Raw genomic sequence first — 20324 nt, 5'->3', positions numbered from 1 at the left:
TTAGGTATGAGATAAATGTAAATTATGCATTATTTAAGTTACAAAGAAATCATTCCCTGAAGTCATTTTTCTATATTTAATCTCTATCACTATAACCTTAACTCATATGTCAGAACTAAGTTCCCTATACGTAAAACTTAAAATAAAGAAGGATAACCTGGAACGTTTCTTCCAGGACAAGCCAATGGCAGCTGAAGTTGATCAGGACTGGGCATCCTGGTGGGAGAGCCGTGAAATGTATTCTCCGTCACCATTGACCGAAATCCCTGCTTGTTCGTCAGCGACGAACCGGGACATGCTGGAATCCCTCATAAAAGATCCACAAACAGCAGGGCATGAGCAGGAGGAAGAAGGCCAGGGAATATGGTCTTTCAGTGTCGTATTCTTCTGTGAAAATTATTATGAAAGCTTGCCAATCCTGGCCTGGCTAAAGGGCATTGCACATTATATGGAAGCAGGCGATGAAGGTGTTGCGCTCATTTATGACTTCTTCTGGGGTAGCGAATCTGTTATGGCGCACCTGGTGTTCCGTGAACAAAAAGCATTGCTTGCACACACTAAAAGTACTTCTCAGATTGAACAGAGCATACGGGACGCAGCAAAAAACACACTGCAGACCGCGGTCGATTTGATCAGCGCCAAATACGGGGGCTGATAGAAATAATATAAAGCCAGTCACACGTTAGTATTCCCGGGAAGTAACTACCTGATGCAGCTATTTCCCGGGATTGGCCGGATACTTAAGCGTATTCTTCAAAAACAGCCAGTAAATCGCTAGTCAACGCTTCTGAGGAACGTCCCTCTATTCTATGTTTAGGGATAAAGAAAATAAGCTCTCTATCTTTAAAAAGTGCAAAAGAAGGTGATGATGGGGGAATGTCAGGAATATAACTGCGGAGGCGAGCAGTAGCTTCCAGATCCTGTCCCGCAAATACACTCACTACCCTGTCAGGCTTCCTGCCCGAATCGCTTTGCATCAATCGTCTTACAGCCGGACGTGCTACACCAGCGGCGCAGCCACAAACGCTGTTCACTACAACAAGCGTAGTGCCAGGCAGATTAAGTGCTTTATCCACATCTTCCGAAGTCAGTAATTCTTCAACGCTAACGTCTGTTAGTTCTTCTCTGAACGGTTTTATCAGCAGTGGAGAATAAGGCATAAAATAGAGTTTTAAGATGAACAAAATTGAGGGAACTAGAGTAACGTGTCTGGTAAATTAACGTTCCTGAAAATAAATTGTTCATGCATTTATTTGATTGTAATACCCTGTAAATAAATCAATCGATTCCAGCCCTAATACCGTATAACATCTTCCAGGCTCCACAGGTAGTACCGTCCGGCAGTCTACAACCCGGGATAAATTCGCCCCCTCTCCTGTCCACTTCGCCCGTTTATTTGTCTGCTTGCCTGTTTTCCACTACGCCATCAGCACGGATTCCCGTCTATTTGCATTGTATTTCTGCCAAACAAAAGAAAAAAGTAAAACGATAAACATAACGTAAATGAAGAAGACAATTAACACGATGATCATAATGATACTGGTACTGTTCACAAGCGTAACTACTTATGCACAGGTACCAGGTGTTCCAAATACAAGTACAACGCAAACCCTGACCCAGGAATTAGGCATAGGAAAGATCACGCTCACCTATTCAAGACCTAATGTTAAAGGAAGGGAAATATTCGGAGCGCTCGTCCCTTATGGCGAAGTATGGCGTACAGGTGCGAACACATCTACACAGATAACATTTACGGAAAATGTGTTACTCGAAGGACATGCCATTCCTGCCGGCAGTTATTCATTGTTTACCATCCCCAATAAAGATTCCTGGACTATCATTCTGAGCAAGAAAGTGGGCGATTGGGGTTCTTATTCTTACAAACAGGAGAACGACTTCCTGCGTTTCAATGTCAAAGCAGCTGCTGCAAAACAGAAACAGGAAACTTTAACGTTCGGATTTGAGAATGCCACTACAGAAAATACTGTTCTTAATCTTAGCTGGGACAAAATAAGCGTGGATATACACATGCAATCTAACGATGAAGAAAAGATACTTGCGAATATTGACCGCCTGATGGCAGAAAAAGAAGTATCGAACCTGGTTTACTTTACATCTATCCAATACTATTACCTACATAATAAAGATACAGATAAAGCACTCGGATGGATAGCCAGGGCAAAAAAGGATTTTCCAAAGAGAGGTTCTTACAGGGTGTACGAATCCCGTATGCTGCTGAGAAAAGGAGATAAAGCCGGTGCTATCAAAGCCGCTGAAGAAGGTATCAGGATATCCACAGAAAGCAATGACAGCGAGTACCTGCGCCTGAACCAGGAAGCACTGGCCATTGCCAAGAAGAAATAAACATTACGTTCACCAGTATAAACATTACAATTATGAAATCTATAGTCCTGCTTAGTATGCTTTGCTCTTTGATATGGTCTTCTGTAGATGCACAGATATTGAAACCAGTAAAATGGAGTTATGCTGCGAAGAAAACATCTGCAACAGAAGCGACCATCTTCATAAAAGCAACAATGGAGAAAGGATGGCACATCTATTCTTTAGATACGCCGGAAGGAGGCCCTGTCGGTACTTCCATCACCTTCACTCCCGATCGTTCATATCAGCTGACAGGTAGCGTTCAGCAACCGAAGCCTGCCAGTAAACTGGAAAAACAGTTTGGTGTAGAAGTAAAATACTTCGAGAATACTGTCATCTTCCAACAGAAAATAAAATTACAGGAGACCCAGGCCTCTGCCAAAGGGGAGATCAGTTTCATGGTGTGCAGCGACCAGCAATGCCTGCCTCCTTCAATGATCGCATTCAACGTCGATATAAAATAGCTGGAAATTTCATACAAACAGGAAAAGTGGGACTACACAGTCCTGCTGGGGTTACAACAAACAGGACAAACAACAAACAAAAAGAAGCGGGCGGGTATCAGCGCCTGCTTCTTTGTTTTTACACATTATCAGTATGAACATGCACCATTTCAGATTGCAATAACGCCAGATATTGAACACATTAAACGCCTGATTCAATCTGCAATTTGTCCGGTTCAGCATGTTCCTGCTTATTCTTCGTACCGGCCTTGTCTACATTTGAATTGTATTGTAAAACATCAGATATCACGTAAGACAGAAAACGATAAGCGCATGAAAAAGATATTATACAGCCTCTTCACTATACTCTCCCTGTTCTGCATCAGCGGCACTTCATGGGCACAGCAAAAAGCCGATGCAGATACTGAAGCGCTGATCTTTTCAGACATCAACGATCTTTCAACAGTCGACAGCATTGCGGGAGTTGACACCACTGTAGTATCATCCGCATTACAGCAAATAGGCTCACAGGCAGCAGCACAGACACATCATCCGGACCTGTTCACTATATTCCTCGGCGGACTGCTGGGTGGTTTTGCAGCGGTATTGTTACCCTGCATCTTCCCCATGTTACCGCTTACTGTAGGCTTCTTCACCAAACGGAATCAAAGCAGGCGGAAAGGCATACTTGACGCCCTTACATACGGACTTTCCATTATCCTCATCTACGTCGGACTAGGTATCCTGATCACGATCATATTCGGGGCGGACGCACTCAACGCACTCTCTACAAACGGCATTTTCAACTTTGTGTTCTTCCTGTTGCTGGTACTATTTGCTGCATCTTTCTTTGGTGCGTTCGAGCTCACCCTGCCTGCCAGCTGGATGAATAAAGTTGGTGGCAACAGCGGGAAGAAAGGTTTTACCGGTATCTTCTTTATGGCCGCAGCGCTGGCCCTGGTATCCTTCAGTTGTACAGGCCCTATCATTGGCACCTTGCTGGTGGAGGCAGCCGTTTCCGGAGCGCGCCTGGGACCAGCCATCGGTATGCTGGGCTTTGCAGTAGCGTTATCACTTCCGTTTGTATTATTCGCATTGTTCCCATCCTGGCTAACCAGTTTGCCTAAATCAGGGTCCTGGCTGAATAGTGTGAAGGTTTGTCTCGGGTTCCTCGAACTGGCACTGTCATTAAAATTCCTGAGTAATGTAGACCTGGTGTATCACTGGCATCTCTTTGACCGGGAGGTATTCCTGGTACTCTGGATCACTATTACCGCCCTGGCAGGCTTCTATTTACTGGGAAAACTTAAATTCAGCCATGATGGCGATGAAAAACATGTCACAGTTCCCCGCTTATTCATGGCCATTATCGTATTTTCATTCTCTGTTTATATGGTTCCGGGACTTTGGGGTGCACCGCTGAAAGCTATTTCAGCGTTCCTGCCCCCTCAGTCAACGCAGGACTTTGACCTTTATACCCGCCAGTTGGGTGCAGGTACAGAGAATCAACAGTCAGGTCAAGCAGGCGGTCAGCAGGATGATCAGCCCAGAAAGTACGCAAACCTCTTTGACAAACCTTTAAACCTCCAGCCCTTCTTCGATTATAAGGAAGGTGTGGCATATGCAAAGAAAGTCGGTAAACCTGTTATTATTGACTTCACCGGACATGCCTGCGTAAACTGCAGAAAAATGGAAGCCGCCGTATGGCCTGATAAAGATGTACTTGGCTTATTAAAAAACAGTTATGTGCTTATTCAATTGTATGTGGATGATAAAACAGCACTCCCTGCAAACGAACAGTATGTGAGCCCCTTCAGCAAACGGAAGGTGACTACTATCGGGGCGTTAAACAGTGACATACAGGCCAGACAGTTCAATGCGAATGCACAACCTTTCTATGTGCTGCTGGACCCATCCACAGAAAAAGAGCTTGTAGCACCCAAAGGGGCCGATTACAACCCTTCTAACTACGCAGCTTATCTACGATCAGGCATTACATCTTTTGGCAAATAAAGCAACAACAGGCACTTAAAATAAAAAGCAGATACATGATAAAGCGACAACTAGTAATGGCCTTCTGTCTGATCTGGACAATAGCCGTGACTGCACAGCAAAAGAAAGAAGACCTGAAACCGGGAAAATGGAATGCCACCCTGCAGAGAAATGATGGGAAACAGATCCCCTTTGTCATAGACCTGCGGTACGAACAGCAGCAACTCTTTGCATACATCTTAAATGGAGAAGAAAAGATTAAAACAGAAAAGATCATTTTTACCGGAGATTCGGCCATCATGCGCCTGCCCGTATTTGAATCCTATTTCAGGGTAAGGAAAACAGGGATAGACAGCCTCACCGGCGTATGGGTAAGTGGTGCTGCGGATGGTGATATCCTTTTCCCCTTCTCTGCTCACCCTGCCGGAAGTCATACAGCAACGATGGCGGCAAATGCAAGCGGAAACATCCAGGGAAAATGGTCGATGGAGTTTACACGCCCCAATCAGACCAAGCGGCCGGCAATAGGCAGTTTCACTCAAAATAACAACAAGGTATCAGGCTCTATTCTTACTCCCTCATCCGACTATCGTTACCTGGAAGGAACTATTTTCAGAGATTCGATCATCTTTTCCACATTCGATGGTAGCCATGCTTTTCTTTTTGAAGCAAAGATAAACGGCGACTCTATGACCGGTACTTTTTACAGTGGTGCAAAAGGTAAAGAGAACTGGGTAGCGGATCGGAATGCACAGGCAGCCCTGCCCCTACCGGCCGCTCCTGTAACTGAAGTAAAGAACACCGCCGAAGGAAAACTCAACTTCAGTTTCAAGAACATTGACGGGAATGCAGTTTCTATTAATGATACACGGTATAAAGGCAAAGTAGTGATCATACAGATCATGGGATCATGGTGCCCCAATTGTATGGACGAAACAGCTTTTCTCAGTGAATACTACCGGAAGAATAAAGACAGGGGCATAGAGGTCATTGCACTGGGATATGAGTTAAGTACTGACGAAAGCAGATCGGTACAAAGCCTGAAGAAGTTTCAGCAGAAATTCAACGTACCATACGAAATGCTGAACACCGGCGTGCAGGCGTCTGATCCGGAAAAAGCAGAAAAGACCATCCCGCAGGTAACGGCACTTAAAAACTTCCCGACAACGATCTTTGTGGATAAAGATGGAAAGATCGCTGCTATCGAGACTAACTTCTACGGCCCTGCCGCCAAAGAGTATCACACGAAATTTAAACAGGATTTTGATGCGACAATAGATAAACTACTTAGCAGATAGATCTATTATGATACTGCATAAAAAGCCTCCAAATCACTATATTTGGAGGCTTTTTATCTTATATCCCTGTATCAAATAAGATCGCTTACAATGCTAAAATATACCTATACCCTACTGTTAATCGCCTGTAGCGCCGGCATCGGTTATTCCCAGAAAATAAATACTGCACCTGGAACGGCCAAAAGATTATTCATCAAAAATGAGATAGACAATGAATACCGGAAGAACTGGAGTACCAATCGGCTCAAAGGCCATGTAAAGACTATCATACAATTTTACTATAATGGTCCTGCTACTGATACTACAACGCCCGAATTTCAAACAAGAGAATATATGCACTACGATAGTAAGGGTAATCTGACAGAGCATATTAAGCAGGAAGAAGATGCGCGCCCTGACAGGACTATCTATAAGTACAACTCTGATAACAAGTGGACGGAAATGTCCTTTTATAGCGGGAACGGAATTACTGACTATGAAAATTATAACGTCTTTGACACCAAAGGAAACCTGATTGATGAAGGTGAACGTTACGGAGACGGTAGCGTTCACCATGACAGGGTATCGGAATACGATCAGTATGGGGGAAGAACTAAAGCGACCATACCAGGACGGGTTACAACATTTTTAAACACTTATGATAAAGAAGGCCTTCTGGTATTGCAGGTAAATCTGGTCAACAAAAAATTTGATGGCAAGACCACCTGGAAATATGATAAAGTCGGGCACGTAATTGAAAAAGCGGAGTACGCAAAAAATGGTGAACTATTAGCAAGGACCAATACACGCTTTAATAAATTTCATCTGCCCGATAGCATGGTCATTATAAGAAAAGGCTACGCCGGCAATACACACATCTTCCAATATGATTCACTTGGACGCGGGATCAGCCAGGGAATGAAAGACCCTAAAACAGATGCCTGGCTGATAAAATGGGAATTCAGCTATGAGGTCGATGCACACGGCAACTGGACAAAGTGCATCGAATATGACACGCTGCACGCAACAACGACCACCACTATCAGGATAATTACCTATTATTGACAGCCGCATAGTTACCTGAATTCATAGATCATCTTATTCCCCTACCGCTACGCACTCAGCAGCTTGGCCAGAGCCCCCAGTCCCTTACCTTCTGCCACCTTTGTATTTCTTGTTACCTAAACTATCGATGTTCCCGGTTGTTATTGTAAAGACAGGGTATATAGACACTATATACCGTGAAAAAACTTCGCTATTTACGAAATATAGTGACCCTTCCCCTGCGCAAATAACAACAACTGTATAATAATCAATCGTTTAATTACATGGCACATGGGTTGTAATTCATAGCACGGAATCACGAACATGAATTTCATATCTAAAACTATAAGTTATGCTACCGTTTTCTCACTTCCTGCAAAGCTTTTTTACCCAGAACTATCCCAAAGCAACACAGGTGCAAACTGCACTGGGGCCGATACATGAAGAGAATCTTACAATGGGAGTTGAATTTATAGACGATCTGGACACGCGAGATGATACTGCCGAGGAGGAAACAGAATAACCGGAGGCTAAACATTACAAATGTGAAAGAATTTCTATTGGTATTTCGAAAAGACGACGGAACAGAAGATCAGGATTATAGCAGGGAAAATAAGACAGTAACAGGAGGCGTGTACCAAAGAGATCCATGCGTTGCATGATTATCATTAAGGCGGTTAATTATGATCATGCTGTGGCTATTGCCCATCAGGCTCCTTCACCGGAGCTTGGTGGTACAGTAGAAGCACGTATGTCAATTTAGTTTTCAAACAGTTAGTTTTTATATGCACGTTGGTAAATCTTACAAATTCTTCGATTTTCTCATCTGGACAAGACGGAAGGTATACACACTGATCATCCTGGGCACCCTACCCGTCATACTCTATCATCTCCTTGATCTGAAATGGTTAATAGTTCCATGGCAAGTGGTATCAATTTTAGGTACTGCCACAGCTTTTATTGTCGGCTTCAAAAACACCCAGACATACAATCGTACCTGGGACGCTCATGGCACCTGGACAAATATTGCTACTTACAGTAAGGCCTGGGCCATTATGTGCCGCGACTATTTCAATGATCAGGAGAAGACCAGGCTGCTCATTTACCGTCATTTCGCATGGCTGACGGCCCTGCGCTATCAGATGCGGGAAGAACGCGTATGGGAAGTGGTGGACAATAAACAAAATGCCGAGTATCAGAAGTACTATACTATTCCCGAGCGGCAGACGCCCGTTGAGGATGAACTGGCGAAGTATCTTCCGGCAGATGAACTGCGCCATATTCTGAAGTCCCGGAATAAAGCTTCACAAATACTGGCGCTCCAAAGTAAGACGCTCAAAGAGATCTATGACAATCAGGCGATATTGCCGCTTCCGTTCATCGACATGCAACGAACGCTGGGCGCCATCAGCAGTCAGCAGGGACAATGTGAAGCCCTCAAGGATACACCTTATCCGCGACAGTATTCTATTATCAATACCATCTTCGTCCGGATATTCTGCTTCCTGCTTCCTTTTGGCATGTTGCAGGAGTTCGACAAGCTGAATAATGTTGTATCGGGCTTTATGAAAGGCCACATGATCTGGCTGGTAGTCCCTTTCAGCGTGATCATATCCTGGATGTATACATCATTGGAGCAGGTAGGAGAAGGCACGGAGAATCCGTATGAGGGAGGTTCCAATGACGTTCCTATCTCACAGATCTCGAGGGAGATCGAGATTGACCTGCGGGAAATGCTGGGTGAAACAGAATTACCTCCGCCGATTAAGCCACAGAACGATATTCTCGTATAACAGTTATATAACACCTAAAAAGCCTACCGGGACTTTGTGCAATTACAAAGACCGGTAGTCATTAAACCACATAAAAATTAACTTGTAAATGGAACAAAGGATCAATTATCAGCAGAAAGGACAGAATGCATTAAAAACACTTTTCGGCATTGGCGCATATCTTAAGAAATCTACGCTGGAGCCAAAGCTGCAGGAACTCGTGCTCTTTCGTGTATCTCAGATCAATGGCTGCGCTTACTGCCTGGATATGCACTCAAAAGATGCCCTCGCACACGGAGAGGATGCGCAACGCTTATTTACGCTGAATGCATGGCGCGAGACCCCGTTCTTTTCAGATCGTGAAAGAGCAGCGCTTGCATGGGCAGAAGCGGTTACAGCCTGCCAGGTACCCGATACAACCTATAGCCGTGTAAAGGAACAGTTCACCGAAGAAGAACTTATAGACCTGACGCTGGTTGTTACGACCATCAATACCTGGAACCGCTTCAATATCGCCTTCAATAATCCGGAAGCTGTGGGTACATACAGGGCTGGTCAATTTGGTTGAGTTATCTTTACAGCATACTAAACCCAGATCGTATGAATGAATTTTTGCTCCTATTCCGCAGAGATTTCAAGACAAAAGAATCCCAGCCGTCACCAGAGGAGCTACAGGCCCACCTGAGCCGATGGAGGGAGTGGTTTCGTAATCTGGAAGCGCAGGATCAACTCGCAAGGCCCCTGCAACCCTGGGAAGCCACAGGAAAGGTCCTCAAACACGACAAAAGTGTAACCGACGGACCTTATGCGGAAATCAAAGAGTCCATAGGTGGCTTTATAGTAATAAAGGCATCTGATTATGAAGAAGCCGTTCAAATTGCTAAAGGCGCGCCTATACTGGAATTAGGGGGCAGTGTGGAAATACGTATGGCTGTTAAATAATATCACCGGAAGCTATAAATAAAAATGCCTTCTTATTTTTGTAGTAAGAAGGCATTTTATTTTGTCATGGAAGAGAGAGAGCTATTACCCCACTTATTCAGAACGGAGTACCAGAAAATAGTTTCAGTACTATGTTACCTGTTTGGCATTGACCATATTGAAGTCGCAGAAGATATTGTCAGCGATACTTTTCTTGACGCCACAGAATTATGGAGCGTAAAAGGAATACCTGAAAATCCTACTGCATGGCTGTACATTGTCGCCAAAAACAAAACCAAGAACTGGCTGAAAAGGAACTCAATTTTTCAGGACAAGATCATGATCAACCTTCAACACAGTATACCGGCGGGAGAAGAACTGGAAATAGATCTATCCGAGCAAAACATCTCGGATAGTCAGCTGGCAATGATATTCACTGTATGTCATCCTGCAATTGCCAACGAATCGCAGATAGCGCTTGCATTAAACCTGCTCTGCGGATTTGGCGTCCAGGAAATTGCAGACGCTTTTCTTACGAATAAGGAAGTCATCTATAAGCGTATCAGCAGGGCCAAAGACAAACTGAAAGAGATCAAAATAAAGATCCAGCAGCCAACACTTACAGAAATAAACGAGAGGCTGGAAACAGTGCTGAAAACACTGTACCTGCTCTTTTCCGAAGGTTATTACTCCACTTCCTCCGACAGGCTGCTTAGAAAAGATCTTTGCCTGGAAGCCATGCGGCTGAATTATCTGCTGTTAAGCCACCCACACACCAACAAACCTGCCGTAAATGCATTAATGGCCCTCATGTGTTTCCACGCTTCGCGTTTTGACGCCAGGTTCGATGAAACGGGAGAAGTGATATTGTATGCAGACCAGGATGAAACACGCTGGAACCAGGAACTGATCGAACGAGGCCGGTTCTATCTGAGTGAGGCAGCAGCTACACATACACTAAGCAGGTACCACCTGGAAGCGGCTATTGCCTACTGGCACACCTATAAAGAGGATACTGCCGAAAAGTGGGATAATATCCTTGATTTGTATAACCAGCTGTTAATACTTGAGTATTCCCCCATTGCAGCATTAAACCGCACCTTCGCAATTGCCAAGGTCAGAGGGAAAGAACAGGCCATCGGTGAAGCAGAGAAACTGGGGTTAACCGACAATTATTTTTACTACTCGCTATTAGGCAATTTGTATACTGACCTCAACGACGATAAAGCGCTCCAACACTATGAAGTTGCCTTAAAGCTGGCCAATACTGCGGCCGACAGGACCATGATGACAAAGAATATTGAGCAGCTGAAACAAAGACAAGGCAATTAAAAGTTATTACTACAGACTTTTTATATAGAAAATGATCGGCATCGATGCAAACAATAAAGGAATAATAACTGCAAAGAACCAGATCCCTGTAGCCTGTATGATGGGCGTATATTTCTTATGCACCACCCCGACCGTCCGGAATGCGCTTTGAAAGCCATGGTACATATGATAGGAAACCGCGACCATAGCAAACAGATAGAGCAGCACATACCACCAGATGCTAAAACTGGTTGTCACTATTTCATACAGGTCCTTTACACGTACGATCTCAATATTATTTTCTGTCGTTACAGAATACTCAAATTCGGGTGATGTAGGCTGATAAACACTATTCGTCATTTTGCCATTCTGCAGGTCCGTCCTGTATTCCCTGTAAGTACCCTCCAGGAATTTATACCGGCCCCAGAAATTGCTCATATGTATGATAAGGAACAGGAAAATAATGCTGCCCAGTAGCCCCATATTCAATGAAGCCCAACGAACAGGTGCTTTTGACGCTACCGCATATTTTACAGGACGCGCCTTCTTGTTAGCCAATGTCAGCATAAGCGCATAGAAAGCATGCACCAGGATAGATATATACAGGATGTAACCCGCAATTTCAACAGGTGGGAAATGCGTCATAAAATGCGCATAAATATTAAATGTGTAGCCTTCATCTCCGGCAAACAATGTAAGATTACCGCCCAGGTGTACAATAAGGAAGAGGCATAGGAACAGTCCTGTCATAGACATAATCAGCTTTCTGCCTATTGAAGAACTAAAAAATTGAGAGAAACTCATCATAAACAAAGGGTTTTAATAAAGCCTTTGCAATAATGCAAAGGCTTTATTTATTATTTTTCAATACCGTTTTTCAATACCTTTTTCAGGCTGCGGTGATAGCCATACGTACTTCAACGATAGCACCATATTTGATGATAGGACAGCCTTTCGCGATCTCTACCGCTTCATCGTAGTCTTTTGCCTTGATCAGGAACAAACCACCGATAGATTCTTTTCCTTCAGCATATGGTCCACTTGTTACATGCTCTTTCTTTTTATCGTGTTTGATTACACGACCATCAACATCCCAACGTTTAGGAGGCGCCACCAATCTGTCCTGTGCTGCGATACCAGCTACCCAGTCCTGGTAAGGTTTCAGGGCTTCTTTCATCTGTTCAGGAGTTGGAGTTGGGTTGCTACTGGTAAAATCTCTGTGGATCACTAATAAGAACTCTTGCATTTCTTTTTCCGTTTTTAATGTTAATAAATGTGATGATGATTGTAGTAGAATAATGAAACGTTATGATAGAACCTTCAGGCTTGTCAGGCGCTGATGTGTCGTTGTGTTGTTGACCGGATGTCGCGGCAGAATACCGCGCCGGCGTTAGGTACCAATATGCGCGAACGGGTGGAAAGCGCAAACCATATACAACAGCCTCAACGAGCTGACACCCGTCATCTTCGTTACAGGCAACACAGGACAAACCGTGAAAGTTTGTTTAAAACTAAGATCGGTTATGCTTTAACAGGTTGATTAGCAAACCATGTTTCGAAATCGATCTTGCCGATGTGCGCACCAGGGCCAGGAACCAATGAGTTCTCACTAAGCTTTGCCCCGAAGTACAATGCATTTTCATCAGCTACTATACCACGTGAATCGCCTATTTTGTCTAAATAACGGTCAGCCAGTTCTGCCAGGCCTACCTTTTCAGGACCTGCAATTTCTACGATGCCATTGATTGGCGCTCCCAGCGCAACTTCCGTCATTGCTGCTGCTACGTCATCTGATGCGATAGGCTGTACAAATGCCGGCGACAAATGAACGGCTTCACCCGTTGCGTTAGAGGCAACAATACTTCCCAGAAACTCAAAGAACTGCGTTGAGTGTACAATAGAGTATGGCACTCCAGAACTTTTGATCAGGTTTTCCTGTACCAGTTTCGCACGGAAGTAAGCACTATCCGGCAGTCTGTCCGTACCAACTACAGACAAAGCAATGTGATGTTTAACACCGGCTTTGATCTCTGCCCCCAGCAGGTTCTTGCCGGAAGTCTGGAAGAACTCCATAACTGCTTTTTCTTCGAAAGAAGGAGAGTTTGCGAGGTCAATTACAACGCTTGTTCCCTCAAGCGCTTCTGCAAGACCTTCTCCGGTAATAGTGTTCACACCAGTGTTAGGAGACGCTGCAATTACTTCGTGACCAAGTTCCCGAAGCCTGTTCACTGTTTTGGAGCCAATGAGACCTGTGCCGCCAATTACTACGATTTTCATAATTTCAGTTTTTGTAAGCCTGTATTCAGGCAGGAGTTAATAAATTCTGTTTTATCTGTTTTCGGTATTCCTCCGTTCCTGTGCCGGATAGTTGGGAGTCCATTTACCGTTCGCTGATCTGCTAGTATTTTGCAATCAAGATGCCATACAGTCAAGTAATTACTAATCAATCGATTAAACAAAAAACACACTATCTCTGTTCACTGTATTAAGTGGATTCTCTTCTTATTTCACTAAATACAGTGAAATCGTTATTTACATGAATAAAAAAGGCCGGAACCACGTAAGTTCCAGCCTCTCATTTTATCTCTACCAACAGGTTATTTTATAAAATAATCCACCTTCGTGATACCCAGTTTTTTCATCTTGGAATGAAGCGTTGTACTGGGCAGTTCCAGTATTTCAGCAGCCCCACCAATGCCGGAAATTTTACCGCTGCATCGTTTCAGGACATCAATGATATAAGAACGCTCTATCTGCTCCAGTGTTACGTTATAGAAACCCTGCATTGGCTTAGTTTCCTCACGCCGTGGTAAATGGATCTCCTTTAGCAGCGGACCGTCGCACAAGAGGATACTTCTTTCTATCAGGTGTTCGAGCTCCCTGACGTTACCCGGCCACGGATAGTACTTCAATTCCTGCAATACCTGCGGAGAAACACCGGCTACCTTCTTACCGCTATTCTTACTGAATTTGGCAACGAAGAAATTAACCAATGGCTCGATGTCTTCCTGCCGTTCTCTTAACGGAGGCAAACCGATCGGAAACACATTCAACCGGTAATAAAGATCAGATCTGAAACGGCCGGCCTGCACTTCCGCTTCCAGGTCACGGTTAGTAGCTGCTATTACACGTACATCCACTTTGATAGTCGTTCTGCCGCCAATTCGCTCTAACTCCCGCTCCTGTAGCACACGTAACAATTTAACCTGTAACTCCAGCGGCATCTCCCCTATCTCATCCAAAAACAAAGTACTGTTATTAGCCAGCTCGAACTTGCCGATCCGCCGATCTATCGCACCTGTGAAGGCACCTTTTTCATGACCGAAAAGTTCGCTTTCTATAAGATGAGCAGGCAAGGCCGCGCAGTTAACCTTTACCATTAACTTACTCTTGCGTGGAGATGCATTATGAATGGCCCTCGCTATCAATTCCTTACCAGTGCCTGTTTCGCCTGTTAAAAGCACTGTTGACCCTGAATCCGCGACGTTCGTTATGAGATGATATACCTTCTGCATCTCAGCGCCACTTCCCACTATCTCTGAAAAATTGTAGATCGTCTGGATCTGTTCTTTCAGATAAGCATTCTCTCTTTCCAGCTTCTGCTTATACTCCATGACTTTTTCATTGGCCCGGATATTTGAGATAGCTATCGAGATCTGTGCACAAATACCCTTCATAATAGGAAGGTTAATTTCATCTGTAAACAACCATAGTGTTCCGACAGTAACATCTCCGAAACGTAAAGGCGCGCCGTATACTTTTTTCTTTCCCGCACTTCTCCACAACTCTACATACGGATTCCTGTTATCCCGCTGATACTCCTCCTCAACATCGAAAATAACCGGCGCTTCACTGTTCAGCACCCTTGCGGACGATTCTTCATGAATATTAAGCGTCTTTACAACCATTGCTTTGAAGATGCTATCATCTTTCTCGAAGACGCTTTTGTCATACATATAAGGAGTAAGCGTAACGCCGTCATCTTCCAGGATACGGATCATAGCAAGCTTCATGTTAAGCACCTTATGCAATACACTTGAAATGGCAATCTGCAATTCCTCTTTTGTACGTACTGACGCCACATTATGACTGAATTCAACGAGTAAGGCCTGCTCATATTCCCGCCTCAACAGCTCTTCATTTGCCAAACTGTTATGCATGGCAATGGAGATCTGTGCACATATACCCTGCAACAGCGGCATATTAATTTCATCGATCCCCAGCCATAACACTCCCAGCTTCGTATCACCGGTACGCAAGGTCATACCGACCATTGTCCGGAGGCCGATCCTTTTCCAGAAATGCAGGTACTTAACATTGATGCCCCGGTTGATCTCGGAATTCACACTGAAGAAAATAGGTATTTCACTATTGAGCACACGGTCTTGCAATCCATCTTTAATAGGGAATTTTGTAGCCATTATTTCCTTCAGCTCTTCGTCATCCTCTGCAAAATTAGTGTCATCGCAAATGTAGTGGCTCATGGTGGTCTGGCATTCGTCGATCCTCCGGATAACATATCCCAGGTCGGGGTTTAATTTCCGCAAACACCTGCTCACCGCTTCAGCAAGATCCTCCTTGCTTCTCACAGCCGCAATATCACTACTGAAGTCTAACAGGAACGATTTCTCATTCTCCCTTTTTAAGATCTCTTCATTGGCAGATATATTACTGATAACTGTGAAAAGCTGGGCGGATATCCGCTGAATGATGTTTACAGCCTCTTTACCAAAACTTCCCACCTGGTCCGCAAACAAGATCAGGCTATACTTGGATGAGCCTTCGTCTCCCAGGATCTTCACGATCATTTCCCGGGCGCCTGCCTCGTGATGCAACTTAAACCATATGGGCGTCCTGGTCATATCGAAAGACTCCATATTAAAAACAAGCGGCTTGTAATAAAGGGAGGCAATATCATAAATGCCATCCTCAACAGGCGTGGGTATAGAAAGGGCGTCCCCGACATCCGTCAGCTCGCGGAACCGCGCTTCTTCGTCAACCAGGTAAGCCTTATAACACTCCTCCGATTCATCCATCACTGTGATCATACTGTGAGAGAAGGAGAATACCTCTTTAAGGCCTGAACTGATGATCTTCAACAAGTCCTGGCGGGTCCTCACTTTTACCATATCATTGCTCAATGACAATAATACCTCATTGATCCACTCCTCATGCCTTGCTTCCTCATTTTTTATGATATTGGTTACTGCATTAGTGATCTGAGGAGCAATACCATTGATGATCCGTTTGAATTCAGGCGTGAAACTGACGGTATCGTTTGCATATATATGCAGGAAGGCAATTGGTTGTCCTTTACTTTTTAATGGCGTCATCAGGATCTCCCTGATGCCGGCTTCATAGTTGGCGCTCAAAAACCCCGGACATTGAGGATCATCCAACTCATCTTCCAGAATATAGGTCGTCGGTCCGTCGTTACTTAGTATTTGCCGAATGAATGGTACATTCAAAGGAAAACGTCCTTCAATCAATGAAGAATAATCCGGACGGTTTTTAATTGGTGAAGAACTGTGATCGAGTAGAAATGGGGTATATATTCCTGCTTCAAGATCTATTAAAGTAATAATGGTGTGGGAAAAAGGAAATAACTCCTTGATCCTTGAGGCAAACAACTTTATCAGATCGTCTTTCTCCCTGATCTTTGTAATGTCGTCACCTAATTCCAGGAGTATCCTACGCTCATTTTCCAATGACTGTATCCGCTGCTCTAATGTTTCACTAGCATTTTCAACGGTAAGGCCATTTACTTTCCGGTTCCCGGCGGTTGTACTAACCTTCATTTTTTCCATGCTATAAATTGACAGATTGAAAATTCAAAATTCACTGCTTTATATACATGACAACTGACAACGCCGTATCTGGACAAATTTTGCCAAAACAGTTTACTCCGTACTATAAATTAGTCAATTTATATTGAAAATCAAAATCTTGTGCACTGACAATGATTACACATCATGCCATTTCACAAATTACCTCTTTGCCTTATATGGCTTTTTCCGGTTGTCACATACAGTATTACTAGTGGGGCATCTATACCTCGATAGGTATCTGTTTGTTTTTATCTTTAATAAAGATCTTTCCCCATGCATCCAGTGCTTCAAAAACGTCTTCCAGTGATTTTCCAAGTTCTGTAAGCCGGTATTCCACTTTGGGAGGTACTTGTGGATATACCTGTCTTGTTATCAGATTATCTGCTTCCATTTCCTTCAGCTGGGCCGCCAGTGTCTTGTCAGAGATGTCGCTTATAGCCGCTCTCATCTCATTAAAACGCAATACTCCCTTAAACCGGAGTGCTTTGTAGATCTTCAGTTTCCATTTTCCTCCTAATATAGCCAATGCAGCTTCCACTGAACAGTCTGCATTAAATGTATTCTCGCAGTGAAGGACGGATGTTCTATTGTAGCTCATTTAGTGAAATAGCTCTAAAAGGTGTCTGAAATATTTCAAAAAATCCGGGAGCCCAATCCCGGATTTTTCTCTTTGATAATTGTCCCCTTGTACAGGCGGGCCTGTTTCTATAATTCACCAGCTGCGCGAATGATGAACGCCGCAACCTTGTCTGGCTGCGATAACATCGGCACGTGACTGGTCTTAAGTTCTAACGTCTTTGCCTTGATCATTTTGGCTTCAGCACGTGCCAGATCAGTTGGTACCATATGATCTTCCAAGCCAATAATAAACCATGATGGTCTGGTCTTCCATGCCGCTGTAGTTACTTTCGTCATTGTGGCCTTTACTGCCCATGGAGTCTGGGTAGCATAGATCACACTTCTTTCTTTCTCCGGCAGATCCTGTGCAAAATGCTCATGGATGCCTTTAGATGACAGGTTTAAGAAATCAGATGCATCTTTCTGGAACTCTGCACTACCCGGCCCCGGAGGGAATGCGGATGTAACGTCTCCTACAGACTGACCCTCGTCAGGCACTAAAGAACAAACATATACCAGCCCCTTTACCTTCGGATCATTCCCTGCTTCCGTGATCACCATTCCACCATATGAGTGTCCTATCAGTAATACCGGTCCATCCATTCTGGCTATCGCCCTTTTGGTAGCCGCCACATCCTCTTCTAATGAGATAAGCGGGTTCTGCACGGCAATTACATTAAATCCTTTCGCCTGAAGGATGGGAATAACCCTTTCCCAACTGGAACCATCGGCAAACGCCCCATGCACTAACACCAGATTTTTAATACCTTTTGACACTGTTTGTGCCTGCGCATTCTGCACTAATGATAAAAATGCAATTCCCGCGATTAACGCTACCGACATAAGCTTTTTAATAATGTTCATGATTTTTTTTAATTATAAGGGGTGATTAATAACCAGAAGACATTTCCTCTATCCAGTCTTCTATATAAGTAAGCAGAACTTTTGAGCCGGGCCAGCCTTCATTCTTCACATATGCACCTGAAACTACCTGACCTAACGCAATACAATGAGCCGTTTCCAGTTGAAGCAACATCCCCAGCCGGTAACCTGCATCAAAAAAGTCTTTCCCATACCGGGGGATATAAATATTCTCGAACGATCTGCCACCGAACTGGGATTGCTCTCCCCTGGAAAAATGTGATGCCCGGTTAGAAGAAAGCACGACCAGCGAGTCCACTTTCATCGTATTAAAAATGTACGCGTACCTTTCCCTCGCCGCATGTAACCTGGTAGCAGAAACAGCTTCATCGTATACAATCCCGTTCAGCTTTGTCCACAATTTGTCTGCCTCGTTATTGTCAAGTACCAGTGTTACCCTTCCATACTCAGAATACTGTCCTATTATATCAAGGACCTCATCTACTTCGAATACGAACCTTCTTGAGATATCGCCCAGATGAAATACGAATTCAAAATTCCGCTTGCCAAGTGGTTCTATTACATCATAAAATAGTCCGTCCCAAAAATCGGAAGCTCCTGCAACGCTTGCCCACTCTGCAAACTGAATGATCGAACTGCACCTGAAAAGTGTCTTAAGCTCTTCCACGATCTCATCATTCTTTACGTCGTTCCATCTGTAAGCCGTTTCTTCTCCATCAGTTTCTACATGCCAATGATCTGGAGTTTCCTGTCTGCTATGGAATGCATTTAATACCAAATGGCGGATCCCCAGTCTTTCCCAGAACTTGTAGGGAATTGGTTTATCGATTCCCATGGAACTTCCACGCACATCACCGCGAAAGGGATTGAAAACCTCATACTCCTTCATATGATTTAGGTACAGATCTACTGATTCGTTAAAATCCTGAATACTACCCGCCAGTTTTGTCAGTAAGGCCCCCGCGTTAGGTTCATTATTTATTAGGTACATAGCTGCTCGTTTTAAGTTTATAAACCAAGATGTCCGAAATCCGTTTGCAGGCAACAAAGTCTTCCCTGCTCTGCATTTCGCAAAGCGGAGAGTAAGCCAGGAGTAGGTGCTCCCTGGTGACAATAAATCCCGTTGCTTATAAAAACTCTGGCAATTACGATATGTTGGCCAGATACGGCCTAAGAAAGCAAGTGGCGGGCCAGCTAAACAAACGATTAAATATCAACTACTTATAAAAAAGTAACAAGAATCCGTTACACTATATTTCGCCAAATGACGAATAATTGTTCTGTATTTCGATGTTTTTTCGTGACTCATTGGATCACAAAAAAAAGGTACATAGCCTCCAGACCATGTACCCTTTATATATAACCCTGAGTAAAAAGCTATTTAAACCTGACTGACGCCAGCAACATTTCCGGTTCATATAATTCCTTCGCCACATAACGCAAACTGAGATCACTTCCCTGATGTTGCTTTTCTACCTGTAACAACTCTTTTACTGATATCTCCATGTTTTTCTCATCATCCTTAAATGTCCATTTCTTCAACACATCCCCTTTTTCATCTTTTATAACGATGCTCCGGCCTGTACCAATGCCTTTATTGGTACAATGGATATAGACGATACGCAGACGGTCGTTTTCATCTGCTTTGTCCAGCTGCAATTTCCTCAGCACGAGCGGATCGTTCACTGCCTGTTTCAAAATAAGCTTGTTATTGAGATAGATCTCATATCTGTCCAGTCCCCTGTTTGCGGTAAAACCAAATACGGCAATACAGAGTACGACCAGCGCTAACAATTTTAACAACGGTTGCTTGAATGTTGTATGCTTCATGGCAATTCTTTTTTAGTGAATGAA

The 20324-nt window shown here is 43.9% G+C and carries 20 protein-coding genes; 11 read left to right on the top strand and 9 right to left on the bottom strand.

The window, feature by feature from the left end; all coding sequences use genetic code 11:
* Positions 1 to 106: 106 nt before the first annotated feature.
* On the top strand, positions 107 to 655 hold the full coding sequence (locus C7475_RS24340) for a hypothetical protein (protein WP_110056013.1): 549 nt from the start codon (positions 107 to 109) through the stop codon (positions 653 to 655).
* Positions 656 to 740: 85 nt separating this feature from the next.
* Here the strand turns inward: C7475_RS24340 and C7475_RS24335 are convergent, their stop codons facing one another.
* Positions 741 to 1160: a BrxA/BrxB family bacilliredoxin gene (locus tag C7475_RS24335; RefSeq protein ID WP_110056012.1), complete on the bottom strand. Its 420-nt coding sequence runs from the start codon at positions 1158 to 1160 to the stop codon at positions 741 to 743.
* A gap of 343 nt (positions 1161 to 1503) precedes the next feature.
* On the opposite strand from C7475_RS24335, the gene C7475_RS24330 reads away from it, so the two are divergent.
* The 10 genes from C7475_RS24330 (at position 1504) to C7475_RS24290 (ending at position 11163) form a co-directional block, all read left to right on the top strand.
* Positions 1504 to 2364, top strand: coding sequence for a DUF2911 domain-containing protein (locus C7475_RS24330; RefSeq protein ID WP_110056011.1), 861 nt, complete (start codon positions 1504 to 1506; stop codon positions 2362 to 2364).
* Positions 2365 to 2396: 32 nt separating this feature from the next.
* The gene (locus C7475_RS24325; protein ID WP_110056010.1) at positions 2397 to 2846 is read left to right on the top strand and encodes a protein-disulfide reductase DsbD domain-containing protein; all 450 of its coding nucleotides are present in this window, start codon (positions 2397 to 2399) and stop codon (positions 2844 to 2846) included.
* A 312-nt stretch (positions 2847 to 3158) separates the two neighbouring features.
* The gene (locus C7475_RS24320) at positions 3159 to 4838 is read left to right on the top strand and encodes a protein-disulfide reductase DsbD (RefSeq protein ID WP_110056009.1); all 1680 of its coding nucleotides are present in this window, start codon (positions 3159 to 3161) and stop codon (positions 4836 to 4838) included.
* A 35-nt stretch (positions 4839 to 4873) separates the two neighbouring features.
* Entirely contained in the window at positions 4874 to 6115 is a 1242-nt protein-coding gene (locus C7475_RS24315) for a peroxiredoxin (protein ID WP_110056008.1), read from the top strand.
* A 90-nt stretch (positions 6116 to 6205) separates the two neighbouring features.
* Positions 6206 to 7159: a hypothetical protein gene (locus tag C7475_RS24310; protein WP_110056007.1), complete on the top strand. Its 954-nt coding sequence runs from the start codon at positions 6206 to 6208 to the stop codon at positions 7157 to 7159.
* 331 nt (positions 7160 to 7490) lie between these two features.
* Positions 7491 to 7661: a hypothetical protein gene (locus tag C7475_RS33045; RefSeq protein WP_158286608.1), complete on the top strand. Its 171-nt coding sequence runs from the start codon at positions 7491 to 7493 to the stop codon at positions 7659 to 7661.
* Positions 7662 to 7923: 262 nt separating this feature from the next.
* Positions 7924 to 8931 carry a bestrophin family protein gene (locus C7475_RS24305; RefSeq protein WP_110056006.1) on the top strand — a complete coding sequence of 336 codons (1008 nt, stop codon included), beginning with the start codon at positions 7924 to 7926 and terminating at the stop codon, positions 8929 to 8931.
* An 88-nt stretch (positions 8932 to 9019) separates the two neighbouring features.
* Positions 9020 to 9478 (top strand): carboxymuconolactone decarboxylase family protein, encoded by a 459-nt coding sequence (locus C7475_RS24300; RefSeq protein WP_110056005.1) that lies wholly within the window; start codon positions 9020 to 9022, stop codon positions 9476 to 9478.
* Between the two features lie 32 nt (positions 9479 to 9510).
* Positions 9511 to 9852, top strand: coding sequence for a YciI family protein (locus C7475_RS24295; RefSeq protein WP_110056004.1), 342 nt, complete (start codon positions 9511 to 9513; stop codon positions 9850 to 9852).
* 66 nt (positions 9853 to 9918) lie between these two features.
* Positions 9919 to 11163: an RNA polymerase sigma factor gene (locus tag C7475_RS24290; protein ID WP_110056003.1), complete on the top strand. Its 1245-nt coding sequence runs from the start codon at positions 9919 to 9921 to the stop codon at positions 11161 to 11163.
* Positions 11164 to 11172: 9 nt separating this feature from the next.
* Here C7475_RS24290 and C7475_RS24285 read toward each other — a convergent pair whose 3' ends face one another.
* From C7475_RS24285 to C7475_RS24250, 8 genes are all read right to left on the bottom strand, one after another.
* The gene (locus C7475_RS24285) at positions 11173 to 11949 is read right to left on the bottom strand and encodes a succinate dehydrogenase cytochrome b subunit (protein WP_110056002.1); all 777 of its coding nucleotides are present in this window, start codon (positions 11947 to 11949) and stop codon (positions 11173 to 11175) included.
* Positions 11950 to 12031: 82 nt separating this feature from the next.
* A complete protein-coding gene (locus C7475_RS24280; protein ID WP_110056001.1) occupies positions 12032 to 12388 on the bottom strand; it encodes a YciI family protein in 357 nt (118 codons plus the stop codon).
* Between the two features lie 275 nt (positions 12389 to 12663).
* Positions 12664 to 13419: an SDR family oxidoreductase gene (locus C7475_RS24275; protein WP_110056000.1), complete on the bottom strand. Its 756-nt coding sequence runs from the start codon at positions 13417 to 13419 to the stop codon at positions 12664 to 12666.
* Between the two features lie 320 nt (positions 13420 to 13739).
* On the bottom strand, positions 13740 to 16949 hold the full coding sequence (locus tag C7475_RS33330; RefSeq protein WP_233259950.1) for a sigma 54-interacting transcriptional regulator: 3210 nt from the start codon (positions 16947 to 16949) through the stop codon (positions 13740 to 13742).
* 241 nt (positions 16950 to 17190) lie between these two features.
* The gene (locus C7475_RS24265) at positions 17191 to 17568 is read right to left on the bottom strand and encodes a helix-turn-helix domain-containing protein (RefSeq protein ID WP_110055999.1); all 378 of its coding nucleotides are present in this window, start codon (positions 17566 to 17568) and stop codon (positions 17191 to 17193) included.
* Between the two features lie 107 nt (positions 17569 to 17675).
* The gene (locus tag C7475_RS24260; protein ID WP_110055998.1) at positions 17676 to 18452 is read right to left on the bottom strand and encodes an alpha/beta fold hydrolase; all 777 of its coding nucleotides are present in this window, start codon (positions 18450 to 18452) and stop codon (positions 17676 to 17678) included.
* 25 nt (positions 18453 to 18477) lie between these two features.
* Positions 18478 to 19461 (bottom strand): hypothetical protein, encoded by a 984-nt coding sequence (locus C7475_RS24255; protein WP_110055997.1) that lies wholly within the window; start codon positions 19459 to 19461, stop codon positions 18478 to 18480.
* A gap of 386 nt (positions 19462 to 19847) precedes the next feature.
* Positions 19848 to 20300: a hypothetical protein gene (locus C7475_RS24250; RefSeq protein ID WP_110055996.1), complete on the bottom strand. Its 453-nt coding sequence runs from the start codon at positions 20298 to 20300 to the stop codon at positions 19848 to 19850.
* Positions 20301 to 20324: the final 24 nt, after the last annotated feature.

It is taken from the genome of Chitinophaga sp. S165 (genome assembly GCF_003182155.1).
In the GTDB taxonomy this organism is placed as follows: Bacteria; Bacteroidota; Bacteroidia; order Chitinophagales; family Chitinophagaceae; genus Chitinophaga.
The sequence above is the reverse complement of the archived record's forward strand: the minus strand, read 5'-3'. Positions and strand labels throughout refer to the sequence as shown.